The organism is Olsenella sp. An188, assembly GCF_002160255.1.
Lineage (GTDB): Bacteria > Actinomycetota > Coriobacteriia > Coriobacteriales > Atopobiaceae > Thermophilibacter > Thermophilibacter avistercoris.
The window spans coordinates 141,480-158,262 of sequence record NZ_NFKF01000001.1; the positions used below are offsets into that span (position 1 = coordinate 141,480).

General features: G+C 68.8%; 18 protein-coding genes. 7 read left to right on the top strand and 11 right to left on the bottom strand.

All coding sequences use genetic code 11. The features are described from left to right. The first annotated feature begins 22 nt into the window (after positions 1-22). The 5 genes from B5F23_RS00735 (at position 23) to B5F23_RS00755 (ending at position 4,652) form a co-directional block, all read left to right on the top strand. Positions 23-442 (top strand): FHA domain-containing protein, encoded by a 420-nt coding sequence (locus B5F23_RS00735; RefSeq protein WP_087350406.1) that lies wholly within the window; start codon positions 23-25, stop codon positions 440-442. A 5-nt stretch (positions 443-447) separates the two neighbouring features. Beyond that, positions 448-1,194: a transcriptional regulator FtsR gene (gene ftsR / locus B5F23_RS00740; RefSeq protein ID WP_087350409.1), complete on the top strand. Its 747-nt coding sequence runs from the start codon at positions 448-450 to the stop codon at positions 1,192-1,194. 14 nt (positions 1,195-1,208) lie between these two features. Next, positions 1,209-1,745: an adenine phosphoribosyltransferase gene (locus B5F23_RS00745; protein WP_087350412.1), complete on the top strand. Its 537-nt coding sequence runs from the start codon at positions 1,209-1,211 to the stop codon at positions 1,743-1,745. Between the two features lie 129 nt (positions 1,746-1,874). Then, on the top strand, positions 1,875-3,056 hold the full coding sequence (locus B5F23_RS00750; RefSeq protein ID WP_087350415.1) for a C40 family peptidase: 1,182 nt from the start codon (positions 1,875-1,877) through the stop codon (positions 3,054-3,056). Between the two features lie 15 nt (positions 3,057-3,071). Continuing rightward, the gene (locus B5F23_RS00755) at positions 3,072-4,652 is read left to right on the top strand and encodes a ClC family H(+)/Cl(-) exchange transporter (RefSeq protein ID WP_087350418.1); all 1,581 of its coding nucleotides are present in this window, start codon (positions 3,072-3,074) and stop codon (positions 4,650-4,652) included. A 160-nt stretch (positions 4,653-4,812) separates the two neighbouring features. Here B5F23_RS00755 and B5F23_RS00760 read toward each other — a convergent pair whose 3' ends face one another. The 6 genes from B5F23_RS00760 to B5F23_RS00785 all read right to left on the bottom strand — a co-directional run bounded on the left by B5F23_RS00760 (position 4,813) and on the right by B5F23_RS00785 (position 10,065). Further along, entirely contained in the window at positions 4,813-5,763 is a 951-nt protein-coding gene (locus tag B5F23_RS00760) for an NAD(P)/FAD-dependent oxidoreductase (RefSeq protein WP_087350421.1), read from the bottom strand. Between the two features lie 117 nt (positions 5,764-5,880). Continuing rightward, complete coding sequence (locus tag B5F23_RS00765; protein WP_087350424.1) at positions 5,881-7,152, bottom strand: uracil-xanthine permease family protein; 1,272 nt, start codon at positions 7,150-7,152, stop codon at positions 5,881-5,883. 71 nt (positions 7,153-7,223) lie between these two features. Then, the gene (locus B5F23_RS00770) at positions 7,224-8,537 is read right to left on the bottom strand and encodes an NCS2 family permease (protein WP_087350427.1); all 1,314 of its coding nucleotides are present in this window, start codon (positions 8,535-8,537) and stop codon (positions 7,224-7,226) included. Between the two features lie 78 nt (positions 8,538-8,615). Then, the gene (dut, locus tag B5F23_RS00775; RefSeq protein ID WP_087350430.1) at positions 8,616-9,062 is read right to left on the bottom strand and encodes a dUTP diphosphatase; all 447 of its coding nucleotides are present in this window, start codon (positions 9,060-9,062) and stop codon (positions 8,616-8,618) included. Continuing rightward, positions 9,055-9,504, bottom strand: coding sequence for a transcriptional regulator NrdR (nrdR, locus tag B5F23_RS00780; protein WP_087350433.1), 450 nt, complete (start codon positions 9,502-9,504; stop codon positions 9,055-9,057). Before nrdR ends, dut begins: the two co-directional genes overlap by 8 nt. A gap of 99 nt (positions 9,505-9,603) precedes the next feature. After that, positions 9,604-10,065, bottom strand: a complete 462-nt coding sequence (locus tag B5F23_RS00785) for a LysM peptidoglycan-binding domain-containing protein (protein ID WP_087350437.1) — start codon at positions 10,063-10,065, stop codon at positions 9,604-9,606. A gap of 187 nt (positions 10,066-10,252) precedes the next feature. On the opposite strand from B5F23_RS00785, the gene lexA reads away from it, so the two are divergent. Both lexA and B5F23_RS00795 read left to right on the top strand, forming a co-directional pair. Continuing rightward, on the top strand, positions 10,253-10,900 hold the full coding sequence (lexA, locus tag B5F23_RS00790) for a transcriptional repressor LexA (protein WP_087350440.1): 648 nt from the start codon (positions 10,253-10,255) through the stop codon (positions 10,898-10,900). 6 nt (positions 10,901-10,906) lie between these two features. Beyond that, positions 10,907-11,680 (top strand): heparan-alpha-glucosaminide N-acetyltransferase, encoded by a 774-nt coding sequence (locus tag B5F23_RS00795; RefSeq protein ID WP_241145756.1) that lies wholly within the window; start codon positions 10,907-10,909, stop codon positions 11,678-11,680. On the opposite strand, the gene hflX is transcribed toward B5F23_RS00795, so the two are convergent. From hflX to B5F23_RS00820, 5 genes are all read right to left on the bottom strand, one after another. Continuing rightward, positions 11,588-12,964, bottom strand: coding sequence for a GTPase HflX (gene hflX, locus B5F23_RS00800; protein ID WP_087350446.1), 1,377 nt, complete (start codon positions 12,962-12,964; stop codon positions 11,588-11,590). The genes B5F23_RS00795 and hflX overlap by 93 nt on opposite strands. After that, positions 12,951-13,892 (bottom strand): tRNA (adenosine(37)-N6)-dimethylallyltransferase MiaA, encoded by a 942-nt coding sequence (gene miaA, locus B5F23_RS00805; RefSeq protein ID WP_087350448.1) that lies wholly within the window; start codon positions 13,890-13,892, stop codon positions 12,951-12,953. Before miaA ends, hflX begins: the two co-directional genes overlap by 14 nt. Then, positions 13,889-15,262 carry a tRNA (N6-isopentenyl adenosine(37)-C2)-methylthiotransferase MiaB gene (gene miaB / locus B5F23_RS00810; protein WP_087350451.1) on the bottom strand — a complete coding sequence of 458 codons (1,374 nt, stop codon included), beginning with the start codon at positions 15,260-15,262 and terminating at the stop codon, positions 13,889-13,891. Before miaB ends, miaA begins: the two co-directional genes overlap by 4 nt. Next, positions 15,259-15,582: a stage V sporulation protein S gene (locus B5F23_RS00815; protein ID WP_087350454.1), complete on the bottom strand. Its 324-nt coding sequence runs from the start codon at positions 15,580-15,582 to the stop codon at positions 15,259-15,261. The genes miaB and B5F23_RS00815 overlap by 4 nt, the downstream gene beginning before the upstream one ends. Positions 15,583-15,699: 117 nt before the next feature. Then, entirely contained in the window at positions 15,700-16,782 is a 1,083-nt protein-coding gene (locus B5F23_RS00820) for an ATP-binding protein (protein ID WP_087350457.1), read from the bottom strand. Position 16,783 lies beyond the last annotated feature (1 nt).

Below are 16,783 nucleotides of genomic sequence, written 5' to 3' on the forward strand. Positions count from 1 at the left end.
GGCTGACAAAGGAGGGAGAGACATGTCCAATCCCAACACCGGAGCCACCGAGATCTTCCGCATGCCCGCCGCCGACTCGACCGTCCCCGACCTCATGGGCGCGGCGAGGCCCTCGCACCCCACGCTGACCATCGTCAAGGGTCCCCAGATCGGCCAGACCTTCGAGCTCGACGCCCCGATGATCACGCTCGGGCGCGACCCCAAGAACAGCGTCTTCCTGAACGACATGACCGTCTCGCGCCACCACGCGCGCATGGACCTCTCCAACAGCGCCGCCGGGCTCGCCACGATCGAGGACCTCGGCTCGCTCAACGGGACGTGGGTCGACGGGGCCATCGCCACGCGCGCGAGCCTCAAGGACGGCTCGACCATCCAGATCGGCACCTTCCGCATGGTGTTCCACACCAACGCGCGACCGCGCAGGATCGACACGGAGGCATAGCGACCATGGCCGATGCGGAGTACCTGACCATCGGCAAGGTCGTCAAGAAGCTGCAGCAGCAGTACCCGGACCTCTCCATCTCCAAGGTCCGCTACCTCCAGGACGAGGGGCTGCTCAACCCCGCCCGGACCCCGAGCGGATACCGCCTCTACTCGCAGCGTGACGTGCGCCGCCTCGAGACGATCCTCTACCTCCAGAAGAACCGCTTCCTGCCCCTCTCGGTCATCCGCGAGGAGCTGGAGCGGGCCGACTCTGGCCAGGCCCCGGTCGAGGCTGCGGGCGTCGAGACCGTCTCGCTGCCCGCCGAGGACGCGGAGCTCGCCCGCAAGCTCCACCCCATCGACCGCATGCCCGAGCTCGTAGGGGCCTCCGTGAGCTTCGTCAGGCAGCTCTCCGAGGCCGGCGTCATCGAGCTCAGGCGTTCGCCCCACGGCCGAGACCTCGTCGACGGCCGCGACTTCCCGCTCATCCGCGTCTGCGACGAGCTCCGCCACTTCGGCATCGGCCCCAAGAACCTGCGCCAGTACGTCATCGCGGCAAACCGCGAGTCAGCGATGTTCGAGCAGGCGCTCGTCGTGTTCGCACGCAAGGGGGGAGGGGTCGAGATCGAGGACACCGACGCCGCCCGCCAGCGCTTCGACCAGGCGTTCTCGCGCATGCTCGGCCTCACCAACGCCGTGCGCGACGAGCTCATAACCCGTCGCGTCAAGGAGCCCTTCTCAGACTCCGCTCAGACGCAGCGCAACGACTGAACAAGGAGAGACCCGTGTCACAGTTTGACTTCGAGAGCCGCATCGTCGACATCCCCGACTACCCCGAGCCCGGCGTCGTCTTCAAGGACATCACGCCGCTGTTCGACGACGCCGAGGCGCTGCGCGCCGTCGTCGACGAGATCGCCTCGCACTTCGAGGGCCGCGGGGTCACCAAGGTGGTCGGCGCCGAGGCGCGCGGGTTTCTCGTGGGCGTTCCCGTCGCCTACCGGCTCGGCTGCGGCTTCGTCCCGGCCCGCAAGCCCGGGAAGCTGCCCCGTGAGGTCTACTCCGAGACCTACTCGCTCGAGTACGGGACCGACGAGCTGCAGATTCACCGCGACGCCCTGACGGCCGAGGACCGCGTGCTCGTCGTCGACGACCTCGTGGCGACCGGAGGCACCGCCGTGGCCACCGCCCGCCTCGTCGAGCAGTCCGGGGCGAGCGTCGAGGGGTTTGCGTTCATCCTCGAGCTCTCCTTCCTCGGACCGCGCGACGTGATAGGCCGCGAGTGCCCCGAGCAGGAGGTCTTCTCGCTCGTCAAGGTGAGCTGACCGGCGGCCCGAATCGTCCCGACTCGCGCTGGCTTGGCCCGCCTTGGTATCGTGACCTTCGTATGAACCTTCCTGAGAGCCGACACACGTAGCCTAGAATGAACCCAGGCTTTTGAAAGGAAACCGTTCATGTCCTTGCGCAACAAAGTTGTCTCCGCGGGGCTCGTGGCACTTCTCGTTGCCGCCCCCTGCTCCCTCTCCGTTCTTCCCGGCGTCGCCATGGCCGACCCCGCCTCCGACCTCGAGGCGGCAGCGGCGCGTCTCGACGAGCTCGGGGCCCAGCTCTCCTCCCTCCAGGACCAGCTCGCCTCGGCCACGACCGAGCTCGAGGGCACCGACGTCGAGATCGCCGAGAAGCAGCAGCAGGTCGAGCAGACCTCGGCCGAGCTTGCCGACAAGCGCCAGCAGCTCGGGGAGAGCATGAGCACCTCGTACAAGTCCGGCAGCGAGGGGCTCCTCGACTTCGTCCTCGGCTCGACGAGCGCGGACGAGCTCGTGAGCCGCATCTACTACCTCGACAAGATCTCCGAGCAGCAGGCCTCCAACATCGAGGAGGTGCGCCAGCTCTCCGAGCGCCTCTCGCAGGAGGTGTCCGAGCTCGAGGAGCGCCAGGCGAGCCAGCAGCAGCAGGTGAGCGACCTCCAGGCGCAGGTCGACGCCTACCAGGCGAGCGTGGCCGAGGCGACCAGCTACTACCAGTCGCTTGACGCCCAGGTCCAGGCCGAGCTCGCCGCGCAGGCGGCGGAGCAGGGAAACTCCAACGTCGACACCGCCCTCGGCGCCATCGAGAGCGGTCAGGGCCAGCAGTCCGGCGGCGAGGCCGCGGGCTCCGGCGACCAGGGGAGCCAGGAAGGCCAGGGTGACTCCGGCGAGCAGGAGCAGCCCCCCGAGCAGACCACGACCGAGCCCGACACCGACGAGCCCTCCGACGGCGGCAGCCAGGGAGGCTCCTCGGGCGGCGGCAGCTCGGTGGGCGCCGGGCAGGGGCTCGCGACCGCCTACGCACAGATCGGCAAGGCCTACGTCTACGGCACGGCCGGCCCGAACACCTTCGACTGCTCGGGCCTCGTCTGCTACTGCTTCGGTTACGCGCGCGGCCGCTCCACGACGCAGATGATCAGCTCCCTGCAGGCCTCGGGCGACTGGGTGACGGACATGAGCCAGCTCCAGGTGGGTGACCTCGTCTTCCCGACCAGTGGCCACGTGGGCATCTACGTCGGCAACGGACGCATGATTCACGCGGCCAACCCGGCCATAGGCGTGGTCGAGGCGCCCGTCTACAGCTTCATCGGCGGCGGATCCTACTACTAGGCCGAGGGCGACCGCATGGGAAGGGGCGGCTCCAGTCAGCTCGAGCGACACCACTCGCGTCGCTTCCAGCTCAGCCTGGTCCTCGAGGGCCTGCTTGTGGGCCTGGTCGGCGGGGGCGTGGTCTCGCTCTACCGCGTTGCGCTCGCGGGGGCGGAGCGGCTCCTGCGGCTGGCGACCGGCTCGGCCGCCGGGGACCCCGCGCTCATGGTCGGATGGGCGCTCCTGCTCGTCGCGATGCTCCTTGTGGTGACGCTGCTCGTGAGGTGGGAGCCTGCCACGTCCGGCTCCGGGATACCCCAGGTGGACGCTGAGGTCGCGGGTCAGCTCGACGCGCCCTGGCGGCGCGTCATCCCGGCCAAGTTCGCCGAGGGCACGCTCACCGCACTCGCCGGCCTCTCGCTCGGGCGCGAGGGCCCCTCGGTCCAGCTCGGTGGCATGTGCGGGAAGGGCGTCTCGCGCGCGCTCGGCAGAAAGAGGGGAGAGGAGCGGCTTCTCGTGACCTGCGGCGCCGCGGCGGGTATGTCCGCGGCCTTCCACGCCCCCTTCACCGGCGTCCTCTTCGCGCTGGAGGAGATTCACCGCGAGTTCAGCGCGCCCCTCATCATCTCGGTCATGTGCTCCGCCGTCGCCTCGGACTTCCTCGTCTCCCAGGTCGTGGGCGTGGAGCCCGTCATGGCGCTCGCCTTCGCCCAGGACCTGCCGCACCCCGACTACGCCCTCGTCGTCGGCCTCGGCCTCGTCTGCGGCCTGCTCGGCGCCCTTCACAACAGGGGGATGTTCGCCTGCCAGAGCCTCTTCTTCCGGCTGCGATCTCACCTGCCGCTCTCACGCCTCGCGGTCCCGTTCGCCCTGGCGTGGGTCGTCGCCTTCACGTGGCCCGCGCTCATGTGCGGGGGAGACGCGCTGCTCGAGCCCCTGCTCTCCGGCAGCGCGCCGGGCCTCGTGGGCCTGCTCGCCCTCCTAGCGGGCAAGTACGCCTACACCACCGTCTGCTTTGGCTCCGGGGCGCCCGGGGGGACCCTCTTTCCGCTCGTTGTCCTCGGAGCGCTCGTCGGGGCGGTCTTTGCCAGCGCGTGCGCGCCGCTCGGCCTCGACGCAACCTTCCTGCCCAACTTCGTCGCCCTCGGCGTCGCCGGGCTCTTCTCGGGCGTCGTGCGGGCACCCGTGACCGCGGTCGTCCTCGTGTTCGAGCTGACCGGCTCACTCGACGCGCTGCTCTCGGTCTGCATCGTCTCGATCGTGGCCTACGTCGCCTCCGGCCTCACCAAGACCGACGCGTTCTACGAGCATCTGCTTGCCGGGCTGCTCGACGACCTCGACGTCGAGGTCGCGGCAGGCCCGTCAGGCGGCGAGAAGGACCTCGGGAGGGCGTGCGTCGGCTGGGGGAGTCACCTTGAGGGAATGCTCGTCCGCGAGGTTCCCTGGCCTGACGGTCTTCGGCTCGTCACGATTGAGCGTGCCGGGACAGAGCTCGTGCCCACGGGAGACACCGAGCTCTGCGCCATGGACGAGCTCCTGTTCATAGCCGACGAGGACGCCCTCGAGGACGCCCGCCTCAAGCTGCGCCTCATGTGCGCGCCTCGCGTTCGCGAGTAGGGAGACGAGCCAGCTGCCCGAGGTGCGCAGGCCTCCGGGGAAGGCGAAACGCAACATGCCCTCTACTTTACATAAGATATATTATCACGGTTTTAGACAGAACAGGAAGGGGAGCCGGACGGAGGTCTCCGGCCCCCTCGGGAACGTCGAGTCGTGCCCGTCACCCCTCGACGGGCCTGCCGAGAAACGCAGCGGCGCTCGTGGCTGCCACGGCTCCGTCTGACGCCGCAGTCACGATCTGCCTGAGCGGCTTTGCTCGGGCGTCCCCGGCAACGAACAGGCCGGGCGTCTGGGTCGCCATCCGTTCGTCCGTGAGGACGTACCCAGCGTCGTCAAGCTCGGCGAGGCCGCGGACGAGTTCGGTCTCGGGAGTGCGGCCCACGAGCACGAAGACCCCGAAGGAGCCCTCCTCGTAGGTCTCTACGTAGGTGGCCCCGGTCGCGTTGTCACGGAGGGTGACCGACGAGGGCAGCTCGCCTCCGTCGAGCGAGACGACGCTCGTCATCAGCCTGACCTCGACCTTCTCGTTGCGCTCGAGCTCGGCCACGACGGCGGCCTGTGCCCTCAGGTGGTCCTTGCGCACCACGAGCGTCACCTTGCTCGCAAAGCGCGTCAGGAAGAGCGCCTCCTCGGCTGCCGAGTTTCCCCCACCAATAACGAACACCTGTTTGTTTCTGTAGAACATGCCGTCACAGGTGGCGCAGTACGAGACCCCATGCCCCGCAAAGCGCTCCTCGCCCTCGAATCCGGCATGTCGCGGTCGCGCGCCTGCGGCGAGGATGAGCGAGGCGCAGTCGTAGCACGCGGAGGCGCCCCGAACGAGGAAGCGCCCGGTCGCCTCGTCACGCTCGACGGAACTCACCGGGTCCATGACGACCTGGGCGCCGAGGTCGGTCGCCTGCGCGTGCATGGCGTCAACGAGGGAGAAGCCGTCGGCATGCGGAACGCCCGGGTAGTTGTCGACCTCGCTCGTGAGGATCACCTGGCCGCCAACGGCCTCGCGCTCGAGCGTCACGACGTCGAGAAGCGAGCGCTGGGCGTAGATGGCGGCCGAGAGGCCTGCCGGACCCCCTCCGACGATGACGAGGTCCTTGCGCACGGTGTCAGTCATGAGTCTCCCCTCTCTTGCGCGAGCCTTACCTGAGCGATACCCGCTTTCTCCCCTCCCCAACGCCAAAATGAGACTAAGTTGACATCATTTTGGCGCCGGGAGGGGATGGGCGCGCGGCTACGAGGCGTCCTGCTCCTTGGGTCGGGGGAGAACGAGGTTCATCAGGATGCCCACGAGCGTGGAGGTGGCCATGCCCGGAAGCGTGTAGTCGCCGATGGGAATCGCGATTCCCGAGGTCTCCATGCCGACGCCGAGGATGATGACGACGGACGCGATCATGAGGTTGCGGTTGACGTCAAAGTCGACGCGGTTCGAGACGAGCATGCGCAGGCCGTTGGACGCGATGAGGCCAAAGAGCAGGAGGCTCACGCCGCCCATGACCGGGCTCGGGATCGACTGGATGAGGGCGGCGAGCTTGGGGCAGAAGCCGCCCACCACGAGCGCGAAGCCGGCCGCGTACCAGAAGATCTGCGTCGAGTACACGCGCGTCACGCTCATGACGCCGATGTTCTCAGCGTAGGTGGTCGTCGGGGGGCCGCCGAGGAAGCCGGAGATGACCGTGGAGATGCCGTCGCCGGCGAGCGAGCGGGGCAGCATGGAGCGGTAGTCCTTGCCGACGATCTCTCCGACGGCGAGGAGGTGCCCGATGTGCTCGATCACCACGACGACGGCGACGGGCGCGACGAGCGCGATGGCGCCGGGGTCGAAGACGGGCATGGAGACGTTCGGCAGGCCGACCCACGCCGCCTCGGCGACGGGCGCGAAGTCGACGAGCCCAAGCGCCAGCGAGACGAGGTAGCCGACGATGATGGCGAGAAGGACCGGGACGGTCCCGACGATGCCGCCCATGCTGGAGAAGACCACGGCCGCGGCGAGCGTCACGCCCGCGACGATGGCACCGGTCGTGAAGAACACGCTCGTGCCGTCCGCCGCATCGGTCATGAAGGCCATGTCGGCCGCCGTGGCGGCGAGCCCGACGCCGATGACGACCATCACCGAGGCGACGAGGACCGGCGGAAGCAGGCGGTCGAGCCATCCCGTCCCGACGAGGCGGATGACCCCGGCCACGGCAAGGAACACGAGACCGGCGACGATCACGCCGGACATGGCCGCGGCAAGGCCCTTGGTGGCCCCCACGGCAAGGATCGGGCTGATGAAGGCAAAGGAGCTTCCGAGGTAGCTCGGAATCTTGTTGCCGGTGACGAGCAGGTAGCAAATCGTGCCGATGCCCGAGCACATGATGGCGACGTTGGGGTCGAGCCCCGTGAGCACGGGGACGAGGACGGTGGAGCCGAACATGCTCATCATGTGCTGGATGCCCAGCGGGATGGCCCGGCCGACGGAGACGCGGTCGTCGACGCCGATGACCTCACGCTCGTGTGCGCTCATCTCTCACTTCCCTTCTGTTGAAGCCAGTAAAAAAGGCCCGGGCGCGTGCGCCCGGGCCCGGGGGTCCCTCGCTAGACGACGAGGAAGTACACCAGGAAGGCGAGCGCCGCGACCCACATGAGCGGCTTGACCTTCTTGAGCTGGCCGGTCACCGCGGCGACGACGACGTAGGCGATGAAGCCGAAGCCGATGCCGTTGGAGATGGAGTAGGTCAGGGGCACGCCGGCCACGATGAGGAAGGCGGGCAGGCCCTCGAGGAGGTCGGTCCAGTCGATCTCGGTGACCTCGCTCATCATGAGGTAGCCGACGAAGACGAGGGCGCCGCAGGTGGCAGCGGAGCTCACGACGGAAATCAGGGGCGAGAAGAACGCGGCGACGATGAAGAGCAGGCCCGCGACCACGGAGGAGAGGCCGGTGCGGCCGCCGTCGGCGGCGCCCGACGCGGACTCGACGAAGGTGGTGATCGAGGAGGCGCCCACGAGGCCGCCCACCGCGGCGGCGGCGGAGTCGACGATCAGGATGGGCTTGATGTCCTTGACGCGGCCGTCGTCCTCGAGGAACTCGCCCTGCTTGGCCACCGCCATCGCAGTGCCCATGGTGTCGAAGAAGTCAGACATCATGAGGGAGAAGGCAAAGACGAGCAGCGTGGGGTTCGTGACGACCTTTGCGATGCCCATGACGCCCGTCTCGTCGGTGAGGAAGGGGGCGCCGAAGGTGGAGAAGTCCAGGCCGGAGACGATGCCTGCGGGCATCTGCGTGACGCCGAGGGGGATGCCGGCGATAACGGCGATGATGATGCCGAGCAGCAGGGCGCCCTTGACGTTCATGGCGTAGAGCACGATCGTCACGACGATCGAGATCAGGCCGACCAGGAAGGTGGGGCTGAAGACGTCGCCAAGGGTGACCATGGTGGACTCGTCTGCGACGATGATGCCCGCGTCGGCGAGGCCGATCATGGCGATGAAGAGGCCGAGGCCCACGGAGATGGCGTGGCGAAGCGACACGGGAATGGCGTCCATGATCGCCTCGCGCAGGCCGCACAGGACCAGGACCAGGATCGCGACGCCCTCGATGAAGATGACGGCGCTCGCGGCGTGCCAGTCCCCGCCGGCGATGCCGGTGAGCGTAAACGCGAAGACGGCGTTGACGCCCATACCGGAGGCGCAGGCGAGCGGGCGGTTGGCGATGAGGCCCATGAGGATCGTCATGATGCCCGCGCCGAGGCAGGTGGCCGTCACCGCCGCAGTTGCCGGAATGCCCGCGGACGTGAGGAGCGAGGGGTTCACCGCGATGATGTACGCCATCGCGAGGAACGTCGTCAGGCCCGCACGAACCTCCTGGCCGACGCTCGAGCCCCTCTCACCTGCCTTGAAGAAAGATTCCATAAACTAACATCCCTTTCCTTTTGCCACGTACACTATGTGTCCTGCCGCGGCGGAGGGCCGCAGACGCAAAACCAGGGCCTAGACGCCGCTCGAGCCAAAGCCGCCGGCGCCGCGGTCGGTCTCGTCGAGCTCGTCGACCTCGACGAGACGCACGACGGGGACGCGCTGGATGACGAGCTGGGCGATGCGCTCGCCGCGCTCGATGGAGATGCTTCGCTCGTCGTCGAGGTTGACGGCGCAGACCTTGAGCTCGCCGCGGTAGTGGGAGTCGACGAGGCCGGGCGTGTTCGCCATGGAGAGCCCCTCGCGCAGGGCAAGGCCGCTCCTCGGCTGCACGAAGCCCGCGTATCCCTCGGGGATCGCCACGGCGAGCCCGGTGGAGACGAGCCTGCGCTCGTGCGGCGCGAGCGTCACGCTCTCGTTGGCCCTGAGGTCGAGCCCGGCGTCGCCCTCGTAGGCGTAGCTCGGGAGCTCGACCGTCGGGTCGAGCCGCTTGATCGGAAGGTCGACCCTGTCGTCAGTCATTCAGGCTCCTCAGTTCCTCGCTGAACTCGTCAACGTCCTTGAAGTCACGGTAGACGGAGGCGAAGCGCACGTAGGCGACCTTGTCGACGGACACGAGACGCTTGAGCACCATGCTTCCGAGGTCGACGGAGGACACCTCCATCGTGCCGCCGTCGCGAAGCTCGGACTCGATGCTGTCGATCAACGCGGTCAGCGCTGACATGGGGACGTCACGCTTGACCGTGGCGGTGACCAGGCCCCTCATGAGCTTCTGGCGGTCGAAGGTCTCCTTGCGCCCGTCCCGCTTCACCACGACGAGCGGCATCTCCTCGCAGCGCTCGTAGGTGGTGAACCTGAACCCGCACTTGGTGCACTCGCGCCTGCGGCGAATTGCGTCGTTGCTCTCTGAGGGCCGCGAGTCGACGACCTTCGACTCCTCGCAGCCGCATTTGGGACAGCGCATCGAACCTCCTCAAAATCACACACCTTGAGAAGGTATCACAGAACGTTCAAATTTCGGGCGTGAATGGGAGGGCGAAACGATTTCGAAAGCGTGGGGAGCCTATCCAAGGCTCGAGGCGGGAACCACGAGACGCTGGCCGGCAACGAGCGCGCCGCCGCTGAAGCCGTTTTGCTCCTCGATCCACCGCACCAGCTCGGAGGTGGAGACGCCCTCGCAGGGGCGCTCCTCGGCGATGGACCAGAGCGAGTCGCCCTCCTCGACGACGACCGTCTCGACGGGCAGTGCGCCGACCGCGGCGGCGACGCGCCCTCGCGAGAGGGAGTCCGAAACCGCGGAGGCGGCGAGAAGCGCGACGACGAGACCGCACCCGAGGGCGAGGAAGAGGGCCGCCTGACGCACGGTGAGGCGCGCCGGCTCCGCCTTCCGGGCGCTGGCGCGCTCGGGCCTGCGCGCCGCGCCGGCTGCGCGGCCGCCCTCGATGAGCACGAGGCCGTGCTCGCGAGGGTCGAGGGCTGCGGTCCCGTCGATGCCGGGAAGGGCTGCGTAGGTGCTGGTGATCATCGTGGTCCCCTTTCGTCTCTGGCCGGAACGGTTATAGCGCACCGACCGGACAAAAATTCCACGTGCAATCGGAACGTCTGTACTCTATTATGAAGGTACAGTTGTTCGTGTCAAGAGAAAATCGAACATTTGTTTGCTCGAGAGCGTCAGCTGGTGTACCATAGGCGCAGAGACGAAGGAGGCACTCATGGCAAGAGGAAAGCTCGGTAAGCGCCAGCTCGCCATCTACGACTTCATTCGAAGCTACTCGGACGAGCACGGCTACCCGCCCTCGGTGCGCGAGATCGGGGCCGCCGTCGGGCTGGCCTCCCCCTCCACCGTCCACATGCACCTCAAGGTCCTCGAGGAGCAGGGGCTCATCAAGCGCGACTCCAAGAAGCCCCGCACGATCGAGGTCATGGGCAAGCAGGCCGCCTCGGGCCAGCACCTCGCCGAGGTGACCCAGGACGTTGACCGTGACGTCATCACGCTGCCCGTGGTCGGTCGCGTCGCCGCAGGCACGCCCATCCTCGCCGAGCAGAACATAGAGGACCGGCTGAGCCTTCCGACCTCCGTCGTGGGCGACGCGAGCTCCTTCGTGCTGCGCGTCCGCGGCGAGTCCATGGTCAACGCAGGCATCTTCGACGGGGACTACATCGTCGTCAAGGAGCAGAGCGACGCGCACGACGGCGAGATCGTCGTCGCCCTCATCGACGACTCTGCAACGGTCAAGACCTTCTACCGCGAGCCGGGCCGCATCCGCCTCCAGCCGGAGAACGACACGATGGAGCCCATCTACGTCGAGAACCCCACCATCCTGGGCAGGGTCACGGCCCTCATCCGCTCCGTCAGCTAGCGCGCCGTGCTGGATTCGTCACAGTCTCAGGGCCCTCGTGCGACGGGACGCGTCGGCCTCTTCGACGTGGTGAGGGGCTTCTCCGTCGTTTCTATGGTGCTGTTTCACCTGTGCTACGACCTCAGGTTCATCTACGGGCTTGACCTCGGGTGGTTCGCGCCGCCCCTGCAGGACGTGTGGCGTGCGAGCATCTCGTGGACGTTTCTGTTCGTGGCCGGGTGCATGTGCCCGCTGTCGCGCTCCAACCTGAGGAGGGGCCTGCAGTACGGCGCGGTGGCGCTCGCCATCTGGGTCGTCACCTCGCTCTTCCGCTTCGACACGCCGATCTCGTTCGGCATCATCTACTGCATGGCGGCCTGCACGCTCGTGGCATGGGCCCTCGGGCGCCTCGGGGTCCTCCCGCGCGGCTATGTCGCGGCAGCGGTCCTGCTCGTCGCGTTCCTCGCGCTGCGGGGGATGCCGGGAGGCGAGGTGGGCCTCGGGTCGCTTCGCGTCGAGCTGCCAGACGCGCTCTACTCCACGGAGTGGCTCTCCTGGCTCGGGCTGCCGGGGCCGGGATTCTCCTCGGGAGACTACTACCCCCTGCTCCCCTACCTGCTCGTCTACCTCGCCGGGGCGGCCGCGGGCAGTCGCTGGGCGCGCGAGGGCTACCCCGTGTGGGCGCGTGCGGCGAGGCTGAGGCCGCTCTCATTCGTCGGCCGGCACGCCCTTGTCGTCTACGTCCTGCACCAGCCCGTCCTTCTCGCCGTCTGCGCCCTGCTGCTGGGCGGCTGGGCCTGACGCCTCGTAGGGCGCGAGCGTGCGCGCCATGCGAGCGTCCGCCTTGACGGTGGCCAGCAGGCCCTCCTGGACGTAGGTCTCCCGCATGACCTGGCAGCGCTCGTGGACCATGCGCATGAGCAGGCCCTTCTCGTAGGGGACGAGCACGCTCATCGTGACGCTGCCGGCGGCGGCCTCCCGGGCGACGCGGTAGAGCAGGCCGCGCACGCCCGTCCCCTCCCGGGCGGAGATCACCTGCGCGTCGGGGTGGGCGGCAGCCGCGTCGCGCAGCTGGAGCTCGTCGAGCAGGTCGGCCTTGTTGAGCACGGTCACGCAGCGTATCTCGGAGGCGCCGATCTCGGCGAGCACGGACCTCACCGCGTTGATCTCAAGCTCGCGGTGCGGGTCGGACGCGTCCACCACGAGCAGGATGAGGTCGGCGGCGCGGACCTCGGCGAGGGTGGACTTGAAGGACTCGACGAGCATCGTCGGGAGCTTCTGGATGAACCCGACCGTGTCGGTAATCGTGACCTTCCGGCCCTCGTCGAGCTCGAGCGCGCGGGTGGTCGGGTCGAGCGTCGCGAAGAGCTCGTCTCGCACGTAGACGTCTGCGCCGGTAAGACGGTTGAGCAGCGTCGACTTGCCTGCGTTGGTGTAGCCCACGAGCGCGACGCGGTACACGCCCGAGTCCCAGCGGGCCTTGCTCTGCACGCCGCGGCGGCGCTCGAGGCGCTCGAGCTCGCGGCGCAGCGTCGAGATGCGGGCGCGCACGAGCCTGCGGTCGACCTCGAGCTGGCTCTCACCCTGCCCGAAGCGGCTTCCGATGCCCCCTCGCGTCTGCTCGCCGACCAGGTGGCTCCACATGCCCCTCAGCCGGGGGAGCACGTACTGGAGCTGGGCGAGCTGGACCTGGAGACGTCCCTCGTGGGTCGTGGCGTGAACGCCGAAGATGTCGAGGATCAGCGCCGTCCGGTCGATGATCTTGACTGGCTCGCCGACGATCTTCTCGAGGTTGGCCTGCTGCGAGGGCGTGAGCTCGTCGTCGAAGATCACGACGTCGGCAGAGAGGCTCCTGACGTAGCCGCAGAGCTCCTCGACCTTGCCGCGCCCGATGAAGGTCCTGGGCACTGGGGCGTCAAGGCGCTGCGTGAGGGTCATCACGACCTCCGCGCCGTCGGTCTCGGCGAGGCGCGCGAGCTCGGCGAGCGACTCCTCGCAGCCCCACTCCGACTTGCCGAGGTCAACGCCGACCAGAATCGCGCGCTCGGGCACCGGCGCGGTCGAAAGCGGCTTAAAGCGTCCCATGTTCCTCCCGGCAGACGTCGTTGACGATGCGCTCCGCCGCCGCCTCGACGTCGCACCCGTCGAGGTCGATCCACCGCACGCGTCCGTCGCGCCTGAGCCAGGAGAGCTGGCGCTTGGCGTAGCGCCTCGTCCTGACCTTCACCTGCTCGACGGCGTCGGACATCGCGCACGCGCCCGAGAGCGCCTCGAGAACCTCCTTGTAGCCGATCGCCTGGCCGGCTGTGAGCTCGGAGGTGAGACCGCGCGCGGCGAGGGCGCGGACCTCGTCGACCAGGCCTGAGGCGAACATCTCGTCCACACGCCTGTCGATGCGCGCGTAGAGGCGCTCGCGCGACATCGTGAGGCCCCAGATGCCAGCCTCGTAGTGGGGCTTGCGGGCGAGAAGCCCCTCGTGGTGCTCGGCGTAGGAGGTTCCCTCGTCGAGCATCTCGAGGGCCCTGACGACGCGGCGCGAGTTGTTGGGGTGAATGAGCCGGGCGCTTCGCGGGTCACGCTCGGCGAGAAGGTCGTGCAGGGCCGCAGGGCCCCGCTCGGCGAGCAGACCCTCGTAGGCGCGCCGGCGCTCCCCGCCCTTCTCGCCGGAGGGGAACTCCATCTCGTCAATCACCGCGTCGAGGTAGAGCCCGGTGCCGCCACACAGGACCGCGTCGCGGCCCCCGGAGAGCAGGGCGTCGACGCAGGAGCGGGCGTCGCGCTGGAACAGACTGACCGAGTAGTTCTCGAGCGGGTCGCAGACGTCGACCATGAGCAGCGGGACGCGGCGCTCGCAGGCAGGCGTCTTGGCCGTCCCGACGTCCATCCCCCGGTACACCTGCATCGCGTCGACCGAGACGACCGAGGTGCCCAGGCGCTCGGCGACGAGCTCGGCGGTCGCGCTCTTGCCGGATGCGGTGGGGCCGACGACGGCGAGGACGGCGGGGCGCCTCATCGAGGCTCGCCCTCCAGGGCGCCGCGCAGGTACCAGGTCCTTGCCCCCTCGACGCGCACGTCGCAGACGCGTCCGACAAGGTCGGCCGCGGAGCGCCCCTCGGGGAGGGGGAAGTGCACCGTCTGGTTCTTCTCGCTGTGGCCGACCATGACGGAGTCGTCTCGCTTGGAGCTGCCCTCCACGAGCACGCGCGCCACGCCGCCCACGTCGAGCTGGTTGGCCTCGAAGGCCTGCCTGGCCACGAGCTCGGCGAGCCGGTCGAAGCGCTCCTGGATCACCTCGCGGGGGGTGTCGTCGACCATCTCGGCCGCGGGCGTGCCCGGGCGGGGTGAGTAGATGAAGGTGTAGGCGGATGAGAAGGCGGCCTCACGCACGAGCGAGAGCGTGTCCTCGAAGTCGGCCTCGGTCTCCCCCGGGAAGCCCACGATGATGTCGGTCGAGAGGGCGAGCCCGGGCATGGCGGCGCGAAGCCGTCCCACGAGCTCGAGGTAGCCCTCGCGCGTGTAGCGGCGATTCATGGCCTTGAGCACGCGCGTGGAGCCGCTCTGGACCGCAAGGTGCAGGTGCGGCATCACGGCGGGGACCTCGGCCATCGCGGCGATGACGTCGTCGGTGAGGTCCTTGGGGTTGGATGACGTGAACCGGATGCGCTCGACCCCGGTCTCCCCCACCCTGCGCAGCAGCTCCGCGAAGCGAGGCTCGCCGTAGATGTTGCGACCGTAGGAGTTGACGTTCTGCCCGAGCAGGCAGACCTCGCGCACGCCGTCGGAGACGAGCCTCTCGACCTCGGCGACGACGCTCTCCATGGTGCGGCTCTTCTCGCGCCCGCGGACGTGGGGCACGATGCAGTACGTGCAGAAGTTGTTGCAGCCGGTCATGATGGGCACCCACGCGTGGAAGGGGCTCGCCCGGTGGCTCGGGAGGTCGGTGGAGAAGGGGCGGCCCTCCTCCTCGGTGTCGACCTCGACGGCGTGCCCGGCGCCTCCCTCGAACGCCTCGCACAGCAGGTCGGGGAGGCTGGCGAGCGCGCTCGTGCCGAAGACGACGTCGGCGCAGGGGATGTGCTCGCGTATGCGCTCGCCGTCGCGCTGGGCGATGCAGCCGCCTATGGCCACGACGCGCCGCCCCGAGGGCGGCTCGGGCGCGCTGACCATGGCGGAGGCCTGGCCGTAGAGGCGCTGGTCGGCGTTCTCCCTCACGCAGCAGGTCATGAAGACGACGACGTCGGCCTCCTCGGGCTCGGCGACCGCGATGCAGCCGCACTCGTCGAGCAGGCCGGCGACTCGCTCGGAGTCGTGAAGGTTCATCTGGCATCCGAAGGTGCGGACGCAGTAGGTCTTGCCCACGAGGGCCCCGTGGCGCGCCGTCATGACGCAAGCTCCGGGGACTCGGGCTCCGAAGCGCGCGACGAGGTGGTGGGGGCGCTGATGCGGTGCACGTAGATCGCGATGCGAATGGCGGTGCGGCTCTCCCCCGAGATCTCGATGTCGGAGAAGGTGGGCGCGCACGAGATGTCGACGCCGGTGGGAATGAGGAAGCCGCGCGCGATGGCGACGGCCTTGATGGCCTGGTTCACCGCGCCCGCCCCGACGCACTGGATGTTGACGGGAAGCCCGTCCTTGACGAGGCCGGCAATGGCGCCGGCGACCGAGGCCGGCGACGACTTGCTCGAAACCTTTAGAAAGTCCATTTCTCTCTCCTGCTGCGTGGCTCTCTGAGCTGCTGCGTGTCTGGTTCGATGGTTACCGTGGGTGCGCGTTGAGCAAAGATTCTACTGTCCTCCCCCTCCCTTGGGAAGGGCGGGGGGCTAGTCGCCCTCCTCAAGGTCGAAGGTCACAGTGATCCTCCTCCTGCCGACCTTGACCCGCGGGTCCGAGGACAGGGAGAGGTAGTATCGCTCGCCGAGAAGGGCGAAGTCGCGCTCGAGGGCGCGGGAGAACTCCTCGACGTCCTCCCGGGAGATCCTGAGGCCGCGCCGGTCGCGCGCGAGGTCGACCTCGCGCGGGGCGGCGTTGGCGGAGCCCCGGTGGGTGAGCCGCGCCACGACGCTGCGCAGGGGGCGGATCTGGCCCGATACGATGCGGTGCGCCGTGCGCTCCGACATCTCGAGGCCGAGGGACGCCGCCTGGGAGCGAAGCTCGGAGGCGTCGGCTGCCGCGCGCAGGCGCTCGAGCACGGGGAGGTCGTCGAGGGAGTCGATGAAGAGCAGCTCCGAGCCGTCGACGGACTGGGCGGCGCGGGCGCGGGCGGTGGCCACGACCTCGGCGGGCGAGCCGAGGTAGACCTCGCAGGAGGACCGCTCCTCGAGGGCGAACTCGCAGCACGTCCTCACGATGTTGTGAGGGCCGCGGACGCAGGCGAGGCTGCCGTCCTCGCCCGCCTCGACCGTAGGCCAGCTGGACTGGTCGGCGCGCTCGGGGAGCGCGGTCGCGTCGGTGACGACCCGGATGGCGGACCCCTTGCCGGGGGCCGAGGAGACGACCTCCGCGCTCACGGCGTTCTCCCTGATCGAGAAGAGCGCCATTCCGCGGCCGTGGATGCCCCAGTGGTCCATGTGGACGCTGTCGAGCTTGGACGTCACGCGCGCCTCGAAGACGCGCTCGTGCATGTCCGCCGGGATGCCCGACCCGTCGTCGAGCATCGTGGTGGCACGCAGGTCGCCCTCGCGCGTCGTCGCCACGTAGATGTGACGGGCGCCGGCGTCGCGAGCGTTGCGCAGCATCTCGATGACCGCGTCCTCGACGCAGCGGACGTCATGCTTTGCCTGACGGCGCTCGGCCTCCGCGACGCGCAGGCGGACGTAGCCCTCGCCGAGGTTCTCCTCGACGCGCAGCGCCCGCTCGCCGCCCATCGTGGACACGAAGCTCGCGAGGTCGGCCGACCCGGACACC

What these genes read in the sequence shown, in the direction of transcription:
- B5F23_RS00765 (WP_087350424.1), bottom strand. Translation starts at nt 7,152, where the DNA reads ATGAGCGCACACGAGCGTGAGGTCATCGGCGTCGACGACCGCGTCTCC.
- B5F23_RS00735 (WP_087350406.1), top strand. Translation starts at nt 23, where the DNA reads ATGTCCAATCCCAACACCGGAGCCACCGAGATCTTCCGCATGCCCGCC.
- miaB (WP_087350451.1), bottom strand. Translation starts at nt 15,262, where the DNA reads ATGACGGCGCGCCACGGGGCCCTCGTGGGCAAGACCTACTGCGTCCGC.
- lexA (WP_087350440.1), top strand. Translation starts at nt 10,253, where the DNA reads ATGGCAAGAGGAAAGCTCGGTAAGCGCCAGCTCGCCATCTACGACTTC.
- B5F23_RS00815 (WP_087350454.1), bottom strand. Translation starts at nt 15,582, where the DNA reads ATGGACTTTCTAAAGGTTTCGAGCAAGTCGTCGCCGGCCTCGGTCGCC.
- miaA (WP_087350448.1), bottom strand. Translation starts at nt 13,892, where the DNA reads ATGAGGCGCCCCGCCGTCCTCGCCGTCGTCGGCCCCACCGCATCCGGC.
- dut (WP_087350430.1), bottom strand. Translation starts at nt 9,062, where the DNA reads ATGACTGACGACAGGGTCGACCTTCCGATCAAGCGGCTCGACCCGACG.
- B5F23_RS00750 (WP_087350415.1), top strand. Translation starts at nt 1,875, where the DNA reads ATGTCCTTGCGCAACAAAGTTGTCTCCGCGGGGCTCGTGGCACTTCTC.
- B5F23_RS00785 (WP_087350437.1), bottom strand. Translation starts at nt 10,065, where the DNA reads ATGATCACCAGCACCTACGCAGCCCTTCCCGGCATCGACGGGACCGCA.
- ftsR (WP_087350409.1), top strand. Translation starts at nt 448, where the DNA reads ATGGCCGATGCGGAGTACCTGACCATCGGCAAGGTCGTCAAGAAGCTG.
- hflX (WP_087350446.1), bottom strand. Translation starts at nt 12,964, where the DNA reads ATGGGACGCTTTAAGCCGCTTTCGACCGCGCCGGTGCCCGAGCGCGCG.
- B5F23_RS00770 (WP_087350427.1), bottom strand. Translation starts at nt 8,537, where the DNA reads ATGGAATCTTTCTTCAAGGCAGGTGAGAGGGGCTCGAGCGTCGGCCAG.
- nrdR (WP_087350433.1), bottom strand. Translation starts at nt 9,504, where the DNA reads ATGCGCTGTCCCAAATGCGGCTGCGAGGAGTCGAAGGTCGTCGACTCG.
- B5F23_RS00760 (WP_087350421.1), bottom strand. Translation starts at nt 5,763, where the DNA reads ATGACTGACACCGTGCGCAAGGACCTCGTCATCGTCGGAGGGGGTCCG.
- B5F23_RS00755 (WP_087350418.1), top strand. Translation starts at nt 3,072, where the DNA reads ATGGGAAGGGGCGGCTCCAGTCAGCTCGAGCGACACCACTCGCGTCGC.